12 protein-coding genes are annotated in these 19,198 nt (G+C 70.9%); 4 read left to right on the top strand and 8 right to left on the bottom strand.

Features of this window, described 5'->3' with window-relative positions:
- Positions 1 to 2: 2 nt before the first annotated feature.
- The 8 genes from ACLHRZ_RS00410 to ACLHRZ_RS00375 form a co-directional block, all read right to left on the bottom strand.
- Positions 3 to 2,660: an aldehyde dehydrogenase family protein gene (locus ACLHRZ_RS00410; protein ID WP_490416119.1), complete on the bottom strand. Its 2,658-nt coding sequence runs from the start codon at positions 2,658 to 2,660 to the stop codon at positions 3 to 5.
- Positions 2,661 to 2,959: 299 nt separating this feature from the next.
- Positions 2,960 to 3,817 carry an ABC transporter permease gene (locus ACLHRZ_RS00405; RefSeq protein ID WP_490416118.1) on the bottom strand — a complete coding sequence of 286 codons (858 nt, stop codon included), beginning with the start codon at positions 3,815 to 3,817 and terminating at the stop codon, positions 2,960 to 2,962.
- A 43-nt stretch (positions 3,818 to 3,860) separates the two neighbouring features.
- Positions 3,861 to 4,853: an ATP-binding cassette domain-containing protein gene (locus tag ACLHRZ_RS00400; RefSeq protein ID WP_490416117.1), complete on the bottom strand. Its 993-nt coding sequence runs from the start codon at positions 4,851 to 4,853 to the stop codon at positions 3,861 to 3,863.
- Between the two features lie 122 nt (positions 4,854 to 4,975).
- Positions 4,976 to 10,171 carry a type I polyketide synthase gene (locus ACLHRZ_RS00395; RefSeq protein ID WP_490416116.1) on the bottom strand — a complete coding sequence of 1,732 codons (5,196 nt, stop codon included), beginning with the start codon at positions 10,169 to 10,171 and terminating at the stop codon, positions 4,976 to 4,978.
- 66 nt (positions 10,172 to 10,237) lie between these two features.
- Complete coding sequence (locus tag ACLHRZ_RS00390) at positions 10,238 to 10,426, bottom strand: ferredoxin (RefSeq protein ID WP_490416115.1); 189 nt, start codon at positions 10,424 to 10,426, stop codon at positions 10,238 to 10,240.
- An 88-nt stretch (positions 10,427 to 10,514) separates the two neighbouring features.
- Complete coding sequence (locus ACLHRZ_RS00385; RefSeq protein WP_490416114.1) at positions 10,515 to 11,693, bottom strand: cytochrome P450; 1,179 nt, start codon at positions 11,691 to 11,693, stop codon at positions 10,515 to 10,517.
- A 29-nt stretch (positions 11,694 to 11,722) separates the two neighbouring features.
- A complete protein-coding gene (locus ACLHRZ_RS00380; RefSeq protein ID WP_490416113.1) occupies positions 11,723 to 12,781 on the bottom strand; it encodes a DegT/DnrJ/EryC1/StrS family aminotransferase in 1,059 nt (352 codons plus the stop codon).
- A gap of 53 nt (positions 12,782 to 12,834) precedes the next feature.
- A complete protein-coding gene (locus ACLHRZ_RS00375) occupies positions 12,835 to 14,211 on the bottom strand; it encodes a glycosyltransferase (RefSeq protein ID WP_490416112.1) in 1,377 nt (458 codons plus the stop codon).
- Positions 14,212 to 14,962: 751 nt separating this feature from the next.
- Here ACLHRZ_RS00375 and ACLHRZ_RS00370 point away from each other — a divergent pair.
- The 4 genes from ACLHRZ_RS00370 to ACLHRZ_RS00355 all read left to right on the top strand — a co-directional run bounded on the left by ACLHRZ_RS00370 (position 14,963) and on the right by ACLHRZ_RS00355 (position 19,198).
- Positions 14,963 to 15,598, top strand: a complete 636-nt coding sequence (locus ACLHRZ_RS00370) for a helix-turn-helix transcriptional regulator (RefSeq protein WP_490416438.1) — start codon at positions 14,963 to 14,965, stop codon at positions 15,596 to 15,598.
- Positions 15,599 to 15,984: 386 nt separating this feature from the next.
- Positions 15,985 to 16,158, top strand: a complete 174-nt coding sequence (locus ACLHRZ_RS00365; protein WP_490416111.1) for a hypothetical protein — start codon at positions 15,985 to 15,987, stop codon at positions 16,156 to 16,158.
- Between the two features lie 455 nt (positions 16,159 to 16,613).
- The gene (locus ACLHRZ_RS00360) at positions 16,614 to 18,401 is read left to right on the top strand and encodes a dihydroxyacetone kinase family protein (RefSeq protein WP_490416110.1); all 1,788 of its coding nucleotides are present in this window, start codon (positions 16,614 to 16,616) and stop codon (positions 18,399 to 18,401) included.
- Complete coding sequence (locus tag ACLHRZ_RS00355) at positions 18,398 to 19,198, top strand: triose-phosphate isomerase family protein (RefSeq protein WP_490416109.1); 801 nt, start codon at positions 18,398 to 18,400, stop codon at positions 19,196 to 19,198. Before ACLHRZ_RS00360 ends, ACLHRZ_RS00355 begins: the two co-directional genes overlap by 4 nt.

The raw sequence follows: 19,198 nt of genomic DNA, 5'->3' as shown, positions 1-19,198 counted from the left end.
GGTCACTCCCCACGCACCGCGACGGGGACGGCCGTCGGTAGATTCTGTGCCACGGCCTGCGACATGAGCAGCGGTTCGGCGTGCCGCTCGCCGTCGTAGGAGAGGTAGTTCGCCCTCAGCCCGAATCCGCCGAACGGGCGGTTGCCGTCGTCGGCGTCGAGCAGCGTGTGGCCGACACAGGTTTGGTGACGCTTGGACAGAACGTTCACCGTCTCCGGATCGTTTCCGTAGACCATCGCTCCCAGCGCGCGTTCGCTGAAGTAGGGGCTGGACAACCGTTCACGCAACCGCCGCGCACTGGGATAGGCCACGACGTTGAACACCGGGGCGAACATCTCGGCAAGGGGGATTTTGTCGTCGAAGCCCCACAGCAGCACGGTCGGTTCGATCCTGCGGGACAGCAGATCGATGCGCCCGCCGTGCCGGATGCGGCTCACATGACGCACCAGGTAGTCCGAGCAGCTCACCAGTGCCGAGTCGTAGTGGATCGGACCGTAGTCGACGGCAGGGTCGCTGTTCTGCCCGAAACGCAGCGAACTCAGTTTGCCGGCCAACAGATTGACGAATTCCTCGGTGCGGCCCTGCGGCGCGAACACGACGTCGGGACCGAAACAGTCCTGGCCCGAATTGTGGAGCCGGATCCTCGTGACGTCGTCCACGGCGCGCGTGAGGTCGGCGTCGGGTGCGATCACGAAGGGGTTGATGCCGTGACCGAAGAAGAGGAAGAGCTGATCCTCCGCCAGCCCTTCGCGAATGGTCTCGGCATTGGAGTATTTGCCGGTGAAGACGATGAGGTCCGCCTCGCGTACCGGCCCTGTCACGAACTTGCGCTGGCTGAGTTCGAAGAGCTCGATGGGTAATCCGTGAACCGGCGCCAGCAGGGCGTGCAGGCGTCGCATCTGGTCATTGATCTCGGAGGACGGCCGGAAGGCGATCCTGTCGGTGTAAAGGGATGCCACGAGCATGTACAGCGCATAGGAATAGAGCGGGATGTTGGAGGGCATGAACACCGCGGCCCGGGGCACGCAGCCGGGCCGGACCCGGCGTATCTCCTCCTCCGCTCCGTCGAGAGTGGCGAGGAACGAACGAATCTCCGCGTCGGCGGTGTGGTGGGGTGAGATGTCGGTGAGAATCCTCATCACCGCGTCCTCATTGTCGGCCACATAGCGGCGCACTGCGCGTAGCGCATCGACACGGTCGGCGAAGGGGATGCGGTAGTCGGTCGCACTGACGGCCGAGCCGAACGCGGCTGCGTCGGTGGCCGTGTGGTGCGACACGGGCAGCGAGGTCATGGCGATCTTCTCCAGAACGGCCAGGTCGGGCTTTCCCGTGTGCGTGAGAGGCAACGCGGGAAGCACGACGATGTGGTCGGGCTGCTCGTAGCGGGCGAGCACAGAGCGCAACACCCGTTTCCAGTGCGCAGGTTCGTGACCGTCCGGGTCCGCGATCACGAACACCAGGCGACAGCCCAGACGCTCGTCGGGGACGGCGACGACCTCCGTCTGCGCGCCGGCCGACTCGGCCCGCTCGGCGAGATGGTCGGGATAGAGCGTGTGGCCGTCACGGTGCACGGCGTGCTTGCGCCCGACCGGGAAGACGCGGCCGGCGGCGTCGAGCAGGCCGATGTCGCCGGTGCGGTGGACGGGGCCCGAAACCGGAACGATCTCGCCGTCATCGTCCAGACAGCCGGTCATCAGGCCGTCACTGCGTACGACGAGTTCGCCGAGCCGGCCGCTGGGAAGCGGCCTGCCGTGGTCGTCGTGGACTTCGACGACCACCCCGGGCAGCGGTGTGCCGCACCCGACCGGATCGGCAGGGGGCGCCAGCGCGATGTTTCCCACCTCGGTCGCTCCGTAGCCGTCGAGCAGGTGCCGGCCTGTGCGGGCGTGGAACCGGGCCGCCAGGTTGCGCCCCAGCGGTGCGCCGCCCACACACCAGGCCCGTACCGTCTTCAGCGCGTCGGCGAGAGCGAGACGGCGGTCGAGCAGGTTGAGCAGGCTGTAATAGGTCGACGGGGCCCCGTCGACGATGGAGAGGCCGTGGTCCACGCCGACTTCAAATGCGCGGTCCAGGCGGGTGGTCGGCCCGTAGACCACCAGCGTGCCTCCGTTCAGCCACCAGCACAGGACCAGCGACAGACCGTATTGGTGGGAGTACGGCAGGACGGGCAGGAAGACGTCGTCGGGCCGGTACCCCATGCGTTCCGCGCTGAGTGCGAGGTTGTCCAGAATCGAGCGACCGGAGCGGACGATGCCCTTGGGGCTGCCCGTCGTACCCGACGACCAGGAGATCGCGGCGTCCTGGCGCCGCGCCCAGGCCGCGACATCGGGCACGGCCGCCGTGTGCGATGCGGGGCGTGGCGCCGCGGTGTCGCCCGTACCGTCGCCGATTTCGAGCACCACGCGCGCCTGTGCGCGGATCTGTAATCGCTGTGACGGGGTGGCTCGGTGATCGGCCAGGACCACCGAAGCGCCGAGGTGAATGAGTGCGAGCAACTCGACGACCCATTCCGGGGAATTGGCCCCGCTCATCATCGCCCGAGAACCGGGTTCGATGCCTCGCTGTGCAAGAAATTCGGTGGCACCGCATATGCGCGCCACGATTTCGGCTGTCTCCCAGGTGCGTCCCTCGGGCGAGACTAAGCGCCTTAAAACGGGCAACTCGTGCTCCTTGAGGCCTACTTCGCGGGCCCGCCCGAGCGCGCTTCAGAAGGGCTGTGGCCTGCCGCGATGCGGGGTTTCAGCGTTCTGTCCCGGAGGTACACGTTCGTCAACCCGTAATCGCGCGACAACGTCTGATTCCGCTCAAGAATGATTCGTTTTGAACGACTATCCCATGCCTGTAGGCCGGTGTCGAGAGGTCCTGTGGCTCACCGCCGATGAGGCCTATTGATCCGAATCGCCGTGCCCCCGCCGGGAACCCGACGGGGGCACAGGAGCAGCAGGAATGGAGTGCGGAATCAGAGCGGGCGGCGGAACCCCGTCACCGCAAGCAGCCCGCCCGCGGCCGCGATGCACACGCTGATGATCACTGCGGGGATCACGGCCCCGACGCCGGGCAGGTCGAGTGCGAGGGCGCGCGTCGCATTGATCGCGTACGTCAGCGGGTTGGCCTTCGCGATCGCACCCAGCCATGTGGGCATGTCCTCGATCGGGACGTAGGCGCTCGACGCGAACGTCAGGGGGATGAGCACGACGACCGCGAGGTTCTGCATGGGCTCCGCGCGCCGCAGCCACGTGGCCGCGGCGATGAACGCCCAGCCCAGGGTCCAGGTGAGGAAGAGCGCCAGCCCGGCTGCGGCGAGGAGCTTGAGCGCCCCGCCCCTGGGGGAGTACCCGAGCACGACGACGGCCAGCACGATGACGATCGCGATCTGGGCCGCGGCGCGGACCAGGTTCGCCAGGCTGCGGGCGACGAGCAGTGACGCGGGGTGGACGGGCATCGAGCGGAGCCGGGCGACCATGCCGTTCTTCAGGTCGTCCACCACCCCGATCCCGGACTGGATCGCGGACTGCACCGCGTTGTCCACCAGGACCGCGGGCAGGACGAAGCCGAGGTAGTCGACCCCTTTGGGGAAGTGGGCCGAGGTGTTCATCCCCCGGAAGACCTGGGTGAAGACGAACAGGATGATCACCGGCTGGAACAGGCCGAAGAGGATCACGCCGGGGTCGGTCACCAGTGCCCGCAGCGACCGGCCGGTGAGCACGCGGATCTGGGTCGCCGTCGAACTGCCGCACCAGGCGGGTGCCGGCCCCGCGAGGTGATCGGGGGCCGGCGGCGCCGGGTCGGTACGGCCGGCGAGTTGTTGTGTGGTCATGGGGTCTCCACGGTCTGGACGCTGAGCACGGTGCAGGGGAGGGTCATACGGCGGAACCCGCCGGGCCGGCGGTGTGGCCGGCGAGGGTGAGGTAGACGTCGTCGAGGCTCGGTTCTCCGAAGGTCAGTTCCGTGGCCTCGATCCCTGCGTGGTCGAGGGCCCGGATCACGACGGCGATGTCCTTCGAGGTCTCGATGAGGACGACGACGGTGCCGTTCTCGTGGTCCCAGACCGGTTCCAGGCCCGCCTGCCGCACGGCGGCGCAGGCCGCGTCCGGGTCGGCGGCGGCGTCCGGGGTGACCGTCACCGTGCGCTGGCCCACCGTGGCCTTCAGCTCGGCGGCGGTGCCGCTGGCGATCACCGCCCCGGCCGACAGGACGGTGATGGAGTCCGCGAGCCGGTCCGCCTCGTCGAGGTACTGCGTGGTGAGCAGGACCGTGGTGCCCTCGGCCACGAGACCCTCCACGATCTCCCAGAGGTTGAGCCGGCTCGACGGGTCCAGGCCCGTGGTCGGCTCGTCGAGGAAGATGACGTCCGGGTGGCCGACCAGGGAGGCGGCCAGGTCGAGCCGCCGGCGCAGGCCGCCGGAGTAGGTGCCCGGCCGGCGCGTGGCGAACTGCTGCAGCCCGAACAGCTCCAGCAGCTCATCGGCCCTGTTACGGGCCGACTTGCGGTCCGCGCCGAGCAGCCGGGCCAGCAGCACCAGGTTCTCTCGCCCGGTGAGCTGAGCGTCGACCGAGGCGAACTGGCCGGTCAGGCCGATGTGCCGGCGCACGTCGGGCGCCTCGCGCACGACGTCGAAGCCGGCGACCGCCGCGCGCCCCGCCGTGGGCGGCAGCGCGGCGGTGAGGACGTTGACGAGCGTGGTCTTGCCGGCACCGTTGTGCCCGAGCAGGGCCAGGACGGTGCCGCGGCGAGCCGAGAGGCTCACCGAGTCCAGGGCGCGCAGCGGTCCGAAGACCTTGCTGACGTTGTCCGCCTCGATCATGATGTCGCCGCCCGTCCGGGCGGCGGTGGGCCGAACGAGCCCGTTCATGGGTGATCTCCTGCAGTTGAGCCGAGCTGAGTCGAGCGGTGTGTAGTCGCGTCGAGACGCGAGTGCCGGGCCGACGCCGGGCGGGTGCGGGCCGTCGAAGGGAACGGCCCGCACCCCTGGCGTCAACTCCGCGTGTCCAGCAGCCGGAACAGGTCTTCGTCGCTGGCCGAGTCCAGGTCCACGGCGCTCTCGGCAGGACCGCTTGCCGCGGTCTGCCGCCCCGCCGTCAGCGCCTTCAGCCGCGACACCGTCTCCGCCGAGAGCTCCGTGCCCGTAGCGACCAGGGCCTCTAGCTCGGCCACGACGGAGTCCGCGTCCCGTGCCGGCGCCGTCGCCCGGGCGAGCCTGTCGCGCACCAGGCGGACGACGCCGTCCGGCGTGGGGCGGTCGTAGACGACGGTGGCGGGAAGGTGCATGCCGGTGGCGGCGATCAGCCGGTTGCGCAGCTCGACCGCGTGCACCGAGCTGATGCCCATGTCCTTGAACGGCCGCTTGCGCTCGTCGCTCCCCAGCTCCAGGCCGAGGACGGCCGAGACCTCGGCGAGGACCAGGTCCAGCACCAACGCGTCCTGTGCAGGGTCGTCGAGACCGGACAACCGGGCGGCCAGCTCCGGCAGTTCGTCCCCGGGCCCCGCCGTGTCGCCGCCGACGGTCCCGGTGTCCTCGGTGACCGCCGACCCCGCAGGCCCGGACGCCAGCCAGAACCGCCGCCGTTGGAAGGCGTAGGTCGGCAGGGGAACGGGCCGCGCCCCGGGCAGTACCGCCCGCCAGTCGACGGGAACGCCGTGGGCGTGCATCCGGGCGACCGCCCTGAGCACCGAGTGCCGTTCACTCTCCCCGGTGCGCATCGTCGGCACCACGGCGGCCGCGTAACCGGGATCGGCGGACTCCAGGCACTCGTCGATCATCGGGGTGAGGGCAGGGTGGGAGCCCAACTCCAGGAATCCGGTGATGCGTTCGTCCCGGAGCCGGTCGATCGCGTCCTTGAAGCGCACGGAATCCCGCAGATGCCGTACCCAGTAGTCGGGATCGTGGGCGTCCTCGGCGGTCATGTGCCTGCCGGTGACGGTCGAGACCACGGGGATGACGGGCGTGGAATAGGTCAGCGTGCGGGCGACTGCGCCGAGCTCCTCCAGAATGGGGTCCATGAGCGGCGAGTGGGCCGCCACCTTCACCGCGACCCGCCGGGTCTTGTGGCCGGCGGCGTTGAGCCGGTCCGTGAGCAGGGCCAGCGGCGCCTCCGCACCCGAGAGCACGAGGGAGTGCGACCCGGTCACGGCGGCGATCGCCACAGGATCCGGCAACTCGGCGAGGTACGGTGCCACTTCGCTCTCCGAGATGCGCACCGCCACCATCGCCGCACCGGCCGGCAACGAGCCCATCAGCCGGCCCCGGGCAGCCGTCAGCGTGCACGCGTCCTCAAGGCCGAGCCCGCCCGCGACGTGAAGGGCGGTGGTCTCGCCGGCGGAGTACCCCACCAGACGGTCCGGAACCACGCCCCAGGACTCGAAGAGCCGGTACAGGGCGAGCTGGACGGCGAACAGCGCCGGTTGCATATAGGCGGAGTCGTCGAGGAGCGCCGCCTCCTCGGAGTCCGGATCCGCCCACATCACCGAGGTGAGGGGCCGTTCCAGCAACGGGTCCATGACGGCGCACACCTCGCGCAGCACGGCGTCGAACACGGGGAACGCCGCGGCCGCCTCGCGCCCCATGCCGAGCCGTTGTGAGCCCAGCCCGGGGAAGAGGACGGCCAGCTCGCCGGGCGAGGAGTCCTCGACGGCGACCCCCGCGGCCCGCTTGCCACTGGCGAACCGGGCCGTAGCGGAGAGAAGTTCCGCACGGCCGGAGCCGCTGACGACAACCCGGTGCCGGTGCGTGGCGCGCGTGGTGGCCAGCGAGTAGGCGACGTCCCGTGCGGACAGACCGGGGTCGTCCTGCACGCGCTCGGCCAGCCGCTGCGCCTGGGCGCGCAGCGCCGCCCGGCTGCGGGCCGACAGGATCCAGGGCGCGGTCACTTCGCCGGCCTGCTCCGGGCTCCCGGTGCCGGCCGCGTCGTCCGTGCTGCTCGCCTCGTTCCCGGAGGGCGCTTCCTCCAGGATCACATGGGCGTTGGTGCCGGCGATCCCGAAGGAGGACACGCCGGCCCGGCGCGTGCGTCCGTTCTCCCGCGGCCAGGGCCGGGCCTCGGTCAGCACCCGCACCGAGCCGGAGGACCAGTCCACCCGGGACGACGGCTCGTCCACGTGCAGGGTCCTGGGCAGCACGCCGTGGTGCAGCGCGAGCACCGTCTTGATGACCCCGACGACGCCGGCCGCCGCCTGCGTGTGCCCGACGTTCGACTTCACCGAGCCCAGCCACAGCGGTCGTTGCCGCGGGCGCTCCCTGCCGTACGTGGCCAGCAGCGCCTGGATCTCGACGGGGTCCCCGAGGGGGGTGCCGGTGCCGTGGCCCTCCACGGCGTCGACGTCCTGGGGCGCCAGCCGGGCGTCGGCCAGGGCCTGGTGGATGACGCGCTGCTGTGCGGGGCCGCTCGGTGCGGTCAGCCCGTTGGAGGCGCCGTCCTGGTTCACCGCGGAGCCGCGCACGAGCGCCAGCACGGGGTGCCCGTTGCGCCGGGCGTCGCTCAGCCGCTCCAACAGCAGCAGCCCCGCGCCTTCGGAGAAGGCGGAGCCGTCGGCGGAGTCCGCGTAGGCCTTGGCCCGGGCGTCGGGGGACAGCGAGCGCAGCCGGGAGAACTGCGTGAACGGCGCGGGGGAGGCCATGACGGTCACGCCGCCGGCCAGCGCCAGGTCCGACTCGCCGGACCTGAGCGACCGGCACGCCAGGTGCAGCGCGACCAGGGACGACGAGGAGCCGGTGTCCACGGTCAGCGCGGGGCCCTCCAGACCGAAGGTGTAGGCGATGCGCCCGGAGACGGCACTGTCGGAGGACCCGGTGGCGAGCATGCCCTCCAAGTCGCCCTGGGAGACGGCCGTGTTGGCGGCGTAGTCGCGGTGCATCGCGCCCGTGAAAACGCCGGTGCGGCTGCTCTTGAGGCTCGTCGGGTCGATGCCTGCGCGTTCGAAGGTCTCCCAGGCCGTCTCCAGCAGCAGCCGCTGCTGCGGGTCGGTGGCCGTGGCCTCCCGGTCGGAGAAGCCGAAGAATCCGGCGTCGAAGCCGCCCGCGTCGGCCAGGAAGCCGCCCTCGCGCGCATAGGTGGTGCCGGGCCGGTCGGGATCGTCGTCGAAGAGCCGGTCGAGGTCCCAGCCGCGGTCCTCGGGGAAGCCGCCCATCACGTGCGCCTCGTCGGTGAGCAACCGCCACAGGGCGTGCGGGGAGTGGGCGCCGCCGGGCAGCCGGCAGGCCATGCCGATGACGGCCACCGGCTCGTCCTGCTCCGGTGCACGGTGCGCGGCGGTGTTCCCGGCGCCGTCCTCCTGGCCGGCCAGCACCCGTGCGACGGCCTGCGGGGTGGGGAAGTCGAAGGCCAGGGTGGTGGGGAGGGGCAGGCCCGTCTCCTCGCGCAGCAGGTTGCGCAGCCGGACCGCGCGGATGGAGTCGAGGCCGAGCCGGCGGAAGTCCTCGCCGGGGGAGAAGGGGACCGCGGTGCCGTCGGGCCCGAGCACCCTGGCGACGCACGTGCGCACCAGCTCCAGCGCCTCACCGGGCGTGCGCGGCGGGACGGAGCCGGGGCGGGCCGGGGCGGGGGCGATCTCGCCCCCGGCGAGCAGGCGTTCCAGGGCCCTGCGGTCGAGCTTCCCGGCGGGCGTCCGGGGAAGGGCGCGCACCGTGACCAGGTCGAGGGGGATCTTGTGGTCGGCGACGCCGAGTCCGCGCAGGAACGCGGTGACCTCGTCGAGGCCGGTCGCCGGGTCGGCGCGGTCGGTCACCACCAGGCAGGGGTACTCCCCGAGCCGGGGGTCCGCCGCGCCGACCACGGCCAGCGGGCCCAGCCCCGGCAGGCCGGCGAGCAGGGCCTGGACCTCGGTGGCGCTGAACTTCCGGCCGCCCACGTTGATCAGCTCGGTCGCCCGGCCGTGCAGGACCACCACCCCGTCCGTGCCGATGCAGGCGAGGTCGCCGGTGCGCAGCCAGCCGTCCTCGGTGAGCGCGGCCCGCGTGAGCTCCGGTTCGCGGAAGTAGCCGCGGAGCAACCCGGGCCCGCGGTACTGGAGTTCACCGGTCTCGCCGGGCCGGCACTCCGCGCCGTGCTCGTCGACGACGCGCACCCGGGAGCCGTTGACCGGCCTGCCCACGCTGCCGTCGGGGTCGTCGGTCCGCGCGCAGGTGCCGGTGCCGAGCTCGGACATCCCCCACACCACGACGACGCCGCAGCCGAGGGCGGCGCGGACGTCCGCGGCGAGCGCGGGCGGCACGGGCGATCCGGCCGTGCGCACTTCGTGCGGGCGGAAGCCGGCCGGCTCCCGCGTCACGGCCAGGCGGTCCACGACGTCGTGCAGCTGTGCCGGCACGGCGAAGACGACGCGCGGGTCGTGCGCGCGGGCCAGCTCCAGGAAGCGGTCCGGGTGCCATTCGGCGAGCAGGACCTGCGTGCCGGCGGTGAACAGGGCCGTGTGCAGGCACTGGAGGCCGAACAGATGGGTCGGCGGGCAGGCCGTGAGGATGGTGCCGTGGAAGGTGCCGGGGGCCTCGGCGGTGACGGCGGCGGTGTTGGACAGGAGCCCGTCGTGGCTGTGCACGCACAGCTTCGGCCGCGCCGAGGTCGTCCCCGAGGAGGGGAGGAGCAGCAGGGGCATGCCGGGGGTGATCTCCACGGGCCGGGGTGCCGTGCCCGCCCAGGCCGTCAGCATGTCCGCCAGCAGGGCGACGCCTTCCGCCCCGCAGGCCGGGGAGTCCCCGACGAGCAGGACGGTGTGCAGTGACGGTATGGCGTGGAGCAGCGAACGGGCCGTGTCCGCGGCCTTGTTGTCGCCGTGGCCGTCGTTGCCGTCGTGTCCGAGGACGAGGAGGGCGGGTTCGGCGCGGGTGAGCAGCGCGTGGAGATCGGTGTCGGTGGTGCCCTGGTGGACGGGCAGCAGCACGGCGCCGACAGCCGCGACGGCCAGGTGCAGGGTGGCGAACTCCCAGCGGTTCGGCAGGCGCACCGCGACCACGTCGCCGGGCCCTGCGCCCGACTCCTGCAGGCCCCGGGCGAGCGCGGCGACGTCCGCCTGCCACTGCCGCCACGTCCACGAGCGGTCCCCGTCGACGACGGCCACGGTGTCGGGGGCGGAGTGCACGGCGGCTGCGAACACGGCGGGGAGCGTGAAGCCGCCCAGGACCTCGGCCGTATCGGCGGGTGGGTCGATCGTGTAGTCATCTGTGTGGACGGGCACCATAACTCCCGGATCTCTTCAGCACTTTCATCGGTGGGGGGCGCGGCCGGCGGATCGCCCGGGCTGTCGTCAGTCCTCGTGCACGGTGAGCGAGCGGGACGGGCACAGACCGGCCGCCAGGCGGATCCGGTCCTCGTGGCCGGCGCCGGTGCCCAGGAGGGTCACCAGTCCGTCCTCGTCCTGGTCGAAGACCTCCGGAGCGGTCAGCACGCACTGACCTGCTCCCACACAGCGGCCGGTGTCGGCGGTGATACGCATCGTGCATCTCTCCTGCGGTGGAACGGGGCCCGCCGGACGGTGCCCGGACCGTCCGGCGGGCAGGCCTGATGAGGGGCTGCCGGCGGACCTACCAGCGGACGGGCAGTTCGCTGAGGCCGTAGAGCACGCCGTCGTACTTGACGGCCAGTCCGTCGAGGGGCACGGCGAGTTCGAGCTGCGGGATGCGCTCGAAGAGCTTGCGGTAGGCGATCTCCATCTCCGTGCGCACCAGGTTCTGGCCCAGGCACTGGTGCACGCCGTAGCCGAAGGCCACGTGGTGGCGGGCGGAGCGGGAGGGGTCGAACCGGTGGGGGCACTCGAAGGCGGTCTCGTCGTGGTTGGCCGCGGCGACCAGGGGGATGATGCCCTCGCCCGCCTTGACGAGCTGCCCGGCGATCTCCACGTCCTCGACCGCCACCCGCAGCGACACCAGATCGGCGACCGAGTGGAAGCGCAGCGTCTCCTCCACCGCCCGGTCGTCACCGATCCACTGAGGGTTCGTCAGGAGCGTGACCACGCCGAGCGCGATGTTGTTGGCGGTCGTCTCGTGCCCGGCGATGAGCAGGAGCATCAGCACGCCCGGCATCTCGTGCGGGGCGATCGTGCCGGTGGCCAGCAGCCTGCTGACCAGGTCGTCGCCGGGCCACTTCGCCTTGATCTCCACGAGCCGGCCGACATAGCGCAGGAGGTCCTTGGCGGCGGCCTCGCGCTGCTGGTCGGTCGAGGCGCGGATGGCGACCAGGGTGCGCGTCCTGGACTCGAAGAAGTCGCGGTCGGAGGGCGGCACGCCGAGCAGCGCGGAGATCACCAGGGAGGGGACGGGCAGCGCGAAGTCGGCGACGAGATCGGCCGAGTTCCCGGCGGCCAGCATCTCGTCGAGACGCTTCTCCACCGTCTGCTCGATCGCCGGCCGCATCGCCTTGACGCGGCGGACGGTGAACTCCGGGATGAGCGCCTTGCGGAACCGGTCGTGCTCGGGGGAGTCCATGCCCACGAACCAGCCCGGAATCTGGTCCTGCTTGGGCACGCCCAGGGTGGCCCCGACGTTCGGGAAGCCCTCGTGGGCCGGGTTGGAGCTGATCCTGGGGTCGGTCAGGACGGAGCGTACGTCCTCGTGCCGGGTGACCAGCCAGACCCGGTCGCCGTTGGGCAGGTGCGAGAGGACCAGCCCCTCGTGCTGCCGGTAGTCGGCGTAGCCGGGCGGCGGGAAGGGTACGCCGGGCTTGCGCAGCGGGAAGTCGACCACCCGCGGTTCGGTGTGCGTCATGTGCGGTTGTCCCCTTTCGGACGGGCCGGTCAGCCGACGCCGTAGAAGGCGCGGACCTTGCTGATCACGAAGTCCTGGTCGGCGGTGGTCAGTCCGGTGTGCGTGGGCAGGTACAGCCCGTCCTCGGCGAAGACGTTCGCCTTGAGCGAGGGCCAGTCGGGGTGGAAGTACATGGGCTGCCGGCTCATCGGCTTGAAGAACAGCCGGGTCTCGATGGACTCGCCCGCCAGAAACTCCTGCAGCTCCGTGCGGCGTTCGGCCCGGAGGTCGTACATCCACAGCACGTCGCGCGGCGGCATCAGCGTGATGCCGGGGACGTCGGCGAGGCCCTCGTCGTAGCGCTTCTCGATCGTGCGGCGCGTTTCGAGGATCTCGTCCAGCCGCTCGACCTGGCCCAGCGCGACGGCGGCCTGCATGGCCGTCATGCGGTGGTTGTAGGCGACCTTCTTGTGCAGGAAGCTGTGGTCCCTGGTGAAGGCCATGGCGCGCAGGTGCTCCATCTGCCCGGCCAGCCTGGGGTCGTCGGTGAGGCAGATGCCGCCCTCGCCCGAGGTGATGATCTTGTTGGCGAAGAGCGAGAAGCAGGCGATGTCCCCGACCGGGCGGATGCCGTGGGCCTCGGCCGAGTCCTCGACGACGCGCAGGTTGTACTGGAACGCGATGTCCATGATCGCATCCATGTCGCAGCGCCGCCCGTAGATGTGGACGGGCATGACGGCCTTCGTCCGCGGGGTGATCTTCTCCTCGATGCGGGTGACGTCGATGTTGAGGTCGTCCGCGCAGTCGACGAAGACAGGCGTCGCGCCGGTGTAGGTGACCGCCCAGGCGGAGGCGACCATGGTGAACTCGGGGACGATCACCTCGTCGCCCGGGCCGACGCCCAGGGCCCGCAGGGCGAGGGTGAGCGCGGCGGTCCCGGAGGAACACGCGACGCCGTGCGCGACGGCGTTGCAGTCCGCGAAGGCGCGCTCGAAGCGCTGGATCATCGGCCCTTGGGAGGATATCCAGCCGTCGCTGACGGTGGCGGTGACGTACTCGAGCTCCCTGCCGTCCAGGGCGGGCCTGGACACGGGGTACTTGAACGGCATCGTCGGTTTCTTCCTTGTCGTTCGTGTCGTTGTGGTGCGGGTACGCGTGCGGCTCAGGCCAGGACCGGGAGTTCGAGGATCAGGTTCGCGGCGGTCTCGCGGCCGCCCGCGGCACGCTGAAGGGCCCCGAGCCGCTCGGCGTTCTTGCGGAAGGAGGGGGTCTCGAGCACCCGGGTGAGCTTGTCGACGACGTCGTCGGCGGACAGGGACCGCGGCCGGTCCAGGGTCAGGCTGATACCGAAGTCCCGGCCGCGGACGGCCTGGTCGTAGCAGTCCACCCACAGCGGCCGGGTCACGAGCGGCTTGCCGAAGTAGACGCCTTCGTTGAACCCGTTGCCGCCGCCGTGCGTGAAGAACACCTTCACGTTCGGGTGGGCGAGGACGTCGTGCTGGGAAGGGACCCAGCTCTCGATGCGGAGGTTGGCCGGCAGCGACTCCGCGGGCGGCAGCAGGTGCTGCTGCTCCTCGGCCAGCTTCCACAGCACCTGGTGCCGGCCCTGGAGCCGGTGGGCGACCTCGACGACGGAGGCGACCTCCGCCCGCGTCAGCCGGGTGATGGTCCCGAGCCCTATGTAGACGACGGACGACTGGGCGTCCAGCCAGCCGGAGAGGTCCTCGTCGTCCGGCGCCTCCGGCAGCGACGGGACCATCGCGCCGACCAATTGCATCTTCTTCGGGATGTCGAAGGGGTAGTCCAGCTCGGCGATCGAGTTGCACAGGACCATCTCGGCCTTGTCGATCCTCGTCATCGGACTGACCGGCGGGATGCCGAGCGCCTTGCGGCGCCGGTTGTCCTCGGCGAGGACCTTGCCCATCCCGGGCGTGCAGAACATCGCGACGGTCCGGAGTTTGAACAGCTCGTTGCTGATGCGCTGGGCGAGGTTCATCCTGGCCGGCAGCCCGGTGTGGGGGACCGGGAAGCCCTTCGGGGTGTAGCTCTTGCCGAACGGGGTGTAGGCCGTCAGCACGTTGCTGGGCAGGAACGGCACGCTCAGCACGAACGGGATGCGGCGGGCGACGGCGAGGTCGATCGCGAATCCGCTGATGCAGTCGATGACCATCAGCGCCGGCTGCACCTCGTCGACGATGGCTTCGAGCCGGCGGAGCTTCATGTCCTGGACGCCGGGCTTGTAGGACTGTCTGATGACGGCGCGATGAGCCTTGAACCGCGAGGACTGGGTGACCTCACGGTAGACGTCGTCGCTCCAAGTCACCGCGGACAGCTCGGAGATGACCTCGCCCAAGGAGGCGAACTCCACCGGAGAGCGCTCCGCGATCCGCTTCACGTCGTCGCGCCGCGGCTCGTCGGTGGCGAACCAGAGATCCTCCACCCCCTGACGGGAGAGCTCGCCCGCCAGCACGAGCAATGGGTTGAGCAGGCCGCTCTCCGGAAGACTGACGAAGAGGATCGGCCGTCGGGCGGAGTCCATGGGTTCCCTTTCGGCGGTGGCGGGCGGGCCACATCGAGCACGCCCCCGGGTGGATCGGCTGGCCGTACCCACCTTTGATCTCACGCCGGATACCGGGAAATCCGTAGACTTGGCCCCTGCCGGTCGGCCCCCTAGCGGCTGGTGACCGCTGTGTGCGTGGGCGGGGGGCGATGCGCGATCTCGCGCGCGCAGGGAATTCTTGACGGTTCTTCATTCGCATGCGCATTGCGGTTCGGCGCCCGTGATCACGGGGCGAATCGCGGCCCTGGGCGGCTACGAATCCGGCCACGAATCCGGCCACGATGCCGACAACCCCTGTGACGCCACCACCGCCCTTACCTGCTCCGCGAGGCCGCGGCCCACGAGGGCTGTGCCGAGCGCGTCACCTGGCCGGAGGTGCGTTGCTGCAGGGGCGTGGGGGGTGGCGGGGGCAGCCCGGCCCCGCGAAGTCGTGGTTTTCCACGATGCCCGACGTGGTCGTCCCCCTGCGAGACTCGTGCCACCGCCGCCCCCTGCCCCTGGACAAGGGAACGATGAATTCAAGAATCGCCACCGGAAACCGGTGCCGAGCCGGTGAGTGATCCCGTCGATCACATGCCGGTGGCCCCGCCATCGGCCGCACCGGTTGTTATCCGGTATCCCAATGAATCTCACATTTCACTTTGCACGTGAAGTTCGATGAAAGGGCATTCCCTTGCCGAATGCAGCCCCCACACTCGTTGATTCGGCCCGGCTCGTGGTGCACGGCAATCTGTTGGACCAGGTCGGGGACGCGGACGGGCAGCTGTCCCAGCAGACCGGCGTGTGCATGGCCAGCCTCGACGCGTCCCTGACCTTCCAGCGGGCGAACCAGGAGTTCTTCCGGCAATTCAACGTCACGTCCGAGGAGTTGTCCGGCCGTAGCATCCGTGACGTGGTGCACCCCAGCGTCCTGCAGCCGCTGATGCGCCAGTTCGCGCACCTGCTGGAGGGCAAGCGCCAGCGTTTCGTCACCCCCGTCATCGCCATGTGCCGGGGCGAGGAGCCCGCGTTCACCGTTCCGCTCACGGCGGTTGCGGTGAGCGGTGGCCTGCCCGGCACGACGGCGATCGTGATCATGATGCCCACGACACGGAGTACGGAAGGAGCGCGCGTGGTCTCCAACCGGAAGAAGCTCCTGTCCGAGATGGACGCGCGCATCCTCGAAGGCATCGCCGCCGGCATCTCCACCGTCCCCCTGTCTTCGCGCCTGTATCTGAGCCGGCACGGCGTCGAGTATCACGTGAAGTGCCTGATGCGGAAGTTGAGGGTGCGCAACCGTGCGGCGCTGGTCTCCCGCGCCTATTCCATGGGTGTGTTCAAGGTCGGTGTCTGGCCGCCCGAGGTCGTGGACGACTTCGTGAAGTAATGGGGTGCGGGGCGAGGCGCCGTACCCGATGGCAATCCCGTCCAATGATGGGAGAGTAGTGGGGAGTTGGCTGGTTGCGCGGAAGCTCAGGCGAGGGGGTGGGCGTCCACGTCCTCCAGCCGGACTCCTGAGCACCGGGCAGGGATGCCCGCCCGCAATTGTTCGGCCCACTGGGGGTCAAGGCGGCTCAGCAGCTCGATCTGCTGGTTATCGTCATGGCGACGATTATTGCATGGGATCTCACCGCCGCGGCAGCGCGAATCGGCTGACACCGCGTACGTGGCGGCTGCGGGCGGGTCGCCCGGATGGCGGAGCCGGGCGGGACGCAGCAGTCCCGTCATGAGTTCCTGGGAAGCGCGACAGCAACCACTCCCGGGAGGCATGCCATGGGTGCCGGAGACCAGTTCAAGGACAAGGCCAAGCAGCTCGAGGAAGAGGCGAAGAAGAAGGCGCAGCGCGCACAGGACGAGGCTTCGGAGCGCGGTCGGCAAGCCCAGGACGCGGCAGAGAAAGCGGCGCAAGAGGCACGGGACCGATTCGACCAGGACTACGACGCCTGAGCCCCGCACAGCATCCGAGGGGGCGCCCCATGTAGCCCGGGGCGCCCCCTCGGCGCGAAGACGCCGGCCCTTCCGGGACCCCCTCGAGGTCCACGCCTTGAATGCGGCCTCTGAGCGCCGCAGCAGAACACAGGCCGCCTGAGCCGCCACCGCCTCATCCCGGACAGGTCAGGAATCGGCGATGCAGTCACGCAGCGTGACCGATCTCCTCTGCTGGAGACAGGTGGCCCCTCGCGCGGCCCGATCGATGTCAAATTATCAATCAAGATGTGACATCAGGTCCTCGCGCCTTGCGTAGCGTGCCCGCTTTGGTCAAGCTTTCACGCATTCATCCCACGCGAAACCTCCTCCTGGGTCTCGGGTGAGGGTGAGAGATATAACGGGAAGGATTAAAAATCACGCCATGGGTGTTAACTTAACGGCGTTGCAAAGTGGCGCCCAGGGAGTGTGAAGTGATGTCCCCAACCCCCCGCGGTCTCGGGTACGACGCCGGGGCCTTCCGTGAGGACTGGCTCGAAGGCTTGACGGACGCGTACGCGCGCACCGTCCGCCGTGTGCCCGGTGCCTTCGGTGTGATCGGCCGGCACGCGCCGCGCCCCGGCAAGGTCTCCGTCGTGATCGGCGGCGGCTCCGGGCACTACCCCGCCTTCGCCGGTCTGGTCGGTCCCGGTATGGCGGACGCCGCGGCCGTCGGAGACGTGTTCGCCAGCCCGAGCGCCGAGCAGGTCTACCGCACCGCCCGCGCCGCCGACGGTGGCGCGGGGGTTCTCCTGGCCTACGGCAACTACGCCGGTGACGCCATGCACTTCGGCCTGGCCGCCCACCGCCTGGCCGCCGAGGGCATCGCGGTCCGTACCGTTCCGGTCACCGACGACGTGGCCAGCGGTCCGCCGCCGGTGGAGGGCGCGAAGGCCGACCCGTCGCGCGACCGGCGCGGCGTCGCAGGCATGTTCCTCGTCTTCAAGGCCGCCGGTGCGGCCGCGGCGCGCGGTGACGACCTGGACACCGTGGCCCGCCTCGCGGGCAAGGCCAATGCCATGACCCGCACCTTCGGCGCGGCCTTCGCCGGCTGTACGTTGCCGGGCGCGGCCGAGCCGCTGTTCACCGTGGATCCGGGCACCACCGAGCTGGGCATAGGCATCCACGGCGAGCCGGGACTGCGCACCACCTCCCAGCTCACCCCGCGCGAACTCGCGGACGAGCTGGTCGCCGAACTGCTTCCCGAGCTGCCCCAAGGAGGCGACGGCCGGGTTGCCGTACTTCTCAACGGACTTGGCGCGACCAAGGGGGAGGAGCTGTACGCTTGCTACCGCCACGTCGACGAGCGCCTCCGGCGAGCGGGCCTGCGGCCCTTCCTGCCCGAAGTCGGCGAGTTCGTCACGTCCTTCGACATGTCCGGGCTCTCGCTGACACTGATGTCCCTCGACGACGAGCTGGCCGAACTGTACGCCGCACCGTGCGACACCCCGGCCTTCCGTCTGCTGTCCGATACGCCCACCGAGGCCGCTCCGGCACCAGTAGCCGCCGACACCGCCGACTCCACGTCCTTCGTGCCGGAACCCAGCGCGGACGACGGGCCCGTCACCACCGCCCTGCAGGCCGCTCTCGACCTGATCGCCGCGAACGAGGACGAGTTGGGCCGCCTGGACGCGGTCGCGGGCGACGGCGATCACGGCCGGGGCATGGTGCGCGGCCTGAGCGCCGCCGTCGCCAGGGCCCGTGCCGTGGAGTCCGACGCCTCCGGAACCCCCCGCACGGCCGGCGCCACGCTCATGGCCGCGGGGCTCGCACTGGCCGACGCCTCCGGGGGCGCCTCCGGCGCCCTGTACGGAGCCCTGCTCGCCGAGACGGGTGCCGCCCTCACCCGCGCCGCAGCCGCAGGCGAACTCCGCATCACCACCGCACTGTTGGCCACCGCAGCCGACGACGCCCAGCAGACCGTCTCCGCACTCGGCGGCGCCCAGGTCGGCGAGAAGACCCTGCTCGACGCCCTCGACCCGTTCCGCACCGAGCTGCACGCCCAGGCCGAACAAGGCAGCACGCTCGCCGAGGCGTGGCGCACAGCCGCGCACGCCGCGACGCGCGCCGCCGCCGACACCGCCCATCTCACTCCGGCCCGCGGCCGCGCCGCCCGCATGGGCATGCTCGGCCTCGGCCACCCGGACGCGGGCGCCACCTCGCTCGCGCTGCTCCTGACGGCGGTCGGCGACGAACTGCGCCGACGAGGATGTGAGGCACGATGAGCCCGATACGCACACGGCGCCCCGTCGTCGGCGTCTCGCTCAAGCTCTACATGGGCGTGGCGCAGACAGCTGCCTGGCTGACCGAAGTCGCAGCCGTCGCGGGGGAGTTCGAGAACCGCCCCATCGACCTGTTCGTCCTCCCCTCCTTCCCCTCCCTGGCCGACGCCAGGGAACGGCTCGCCGGCACGTCCGTCGGATACGGCGCGCAGACCGTCCACTGGGCCGACAGCGGCCCGTGGACCGGTGAGGTATCCGCCGCGCACCTGGCCGAACTCGGCGCCCGCTACGCCGAGGTGGGGCACGCCGAGCGGCGCCGCCACTTCGGCGAGACCGACCGGATCGTCACCGCCAAGACCGAGGCGATCACCCGCAACGGGCTGGTCCCCGTCATCTGCTGCGGCGACATGGCCGAACGCGACCCGGTGGCCGCCGTCGACCAGACCCTGCGCCAGGCACGGGCCGGACTGGACGGTGCCCTGCCGGGCAGCGAGGTGATCGTCGCCTACGAACCGGTGTGGGCGATCGGCGCCGAGCGCCCGGCGCCGCCCGAGCGGGTGGCCACGGTCACCACCGCCCTCGCCGAGTGCCTGGCCGCGTACGACGTGACCGGCCGCATCCTCTACGGCGGGACGGCAGGCCCCGGAACGTACACCGAACTCCTCGAACACGGCGCACCGGTGGACGGCCTCTTCCTGGGCCGCCGCGTCCACGACCCGGCCGAACTGCGCAAGGTCCTCGACGAGGTGGACCACCACCTCTCTCCCCACGCCCCCGCCCATGACAGCGCATCGGAGTGA

The sequence above is a fragment of the Streptomyces sp. AM25 genome, from assembly GCF_058146165.1.
The sequence above is the reverse complement of the archived record's forward strand: the minus strand, read 5'-3'. Positions and strand labels throughout refer to the sequence as shown.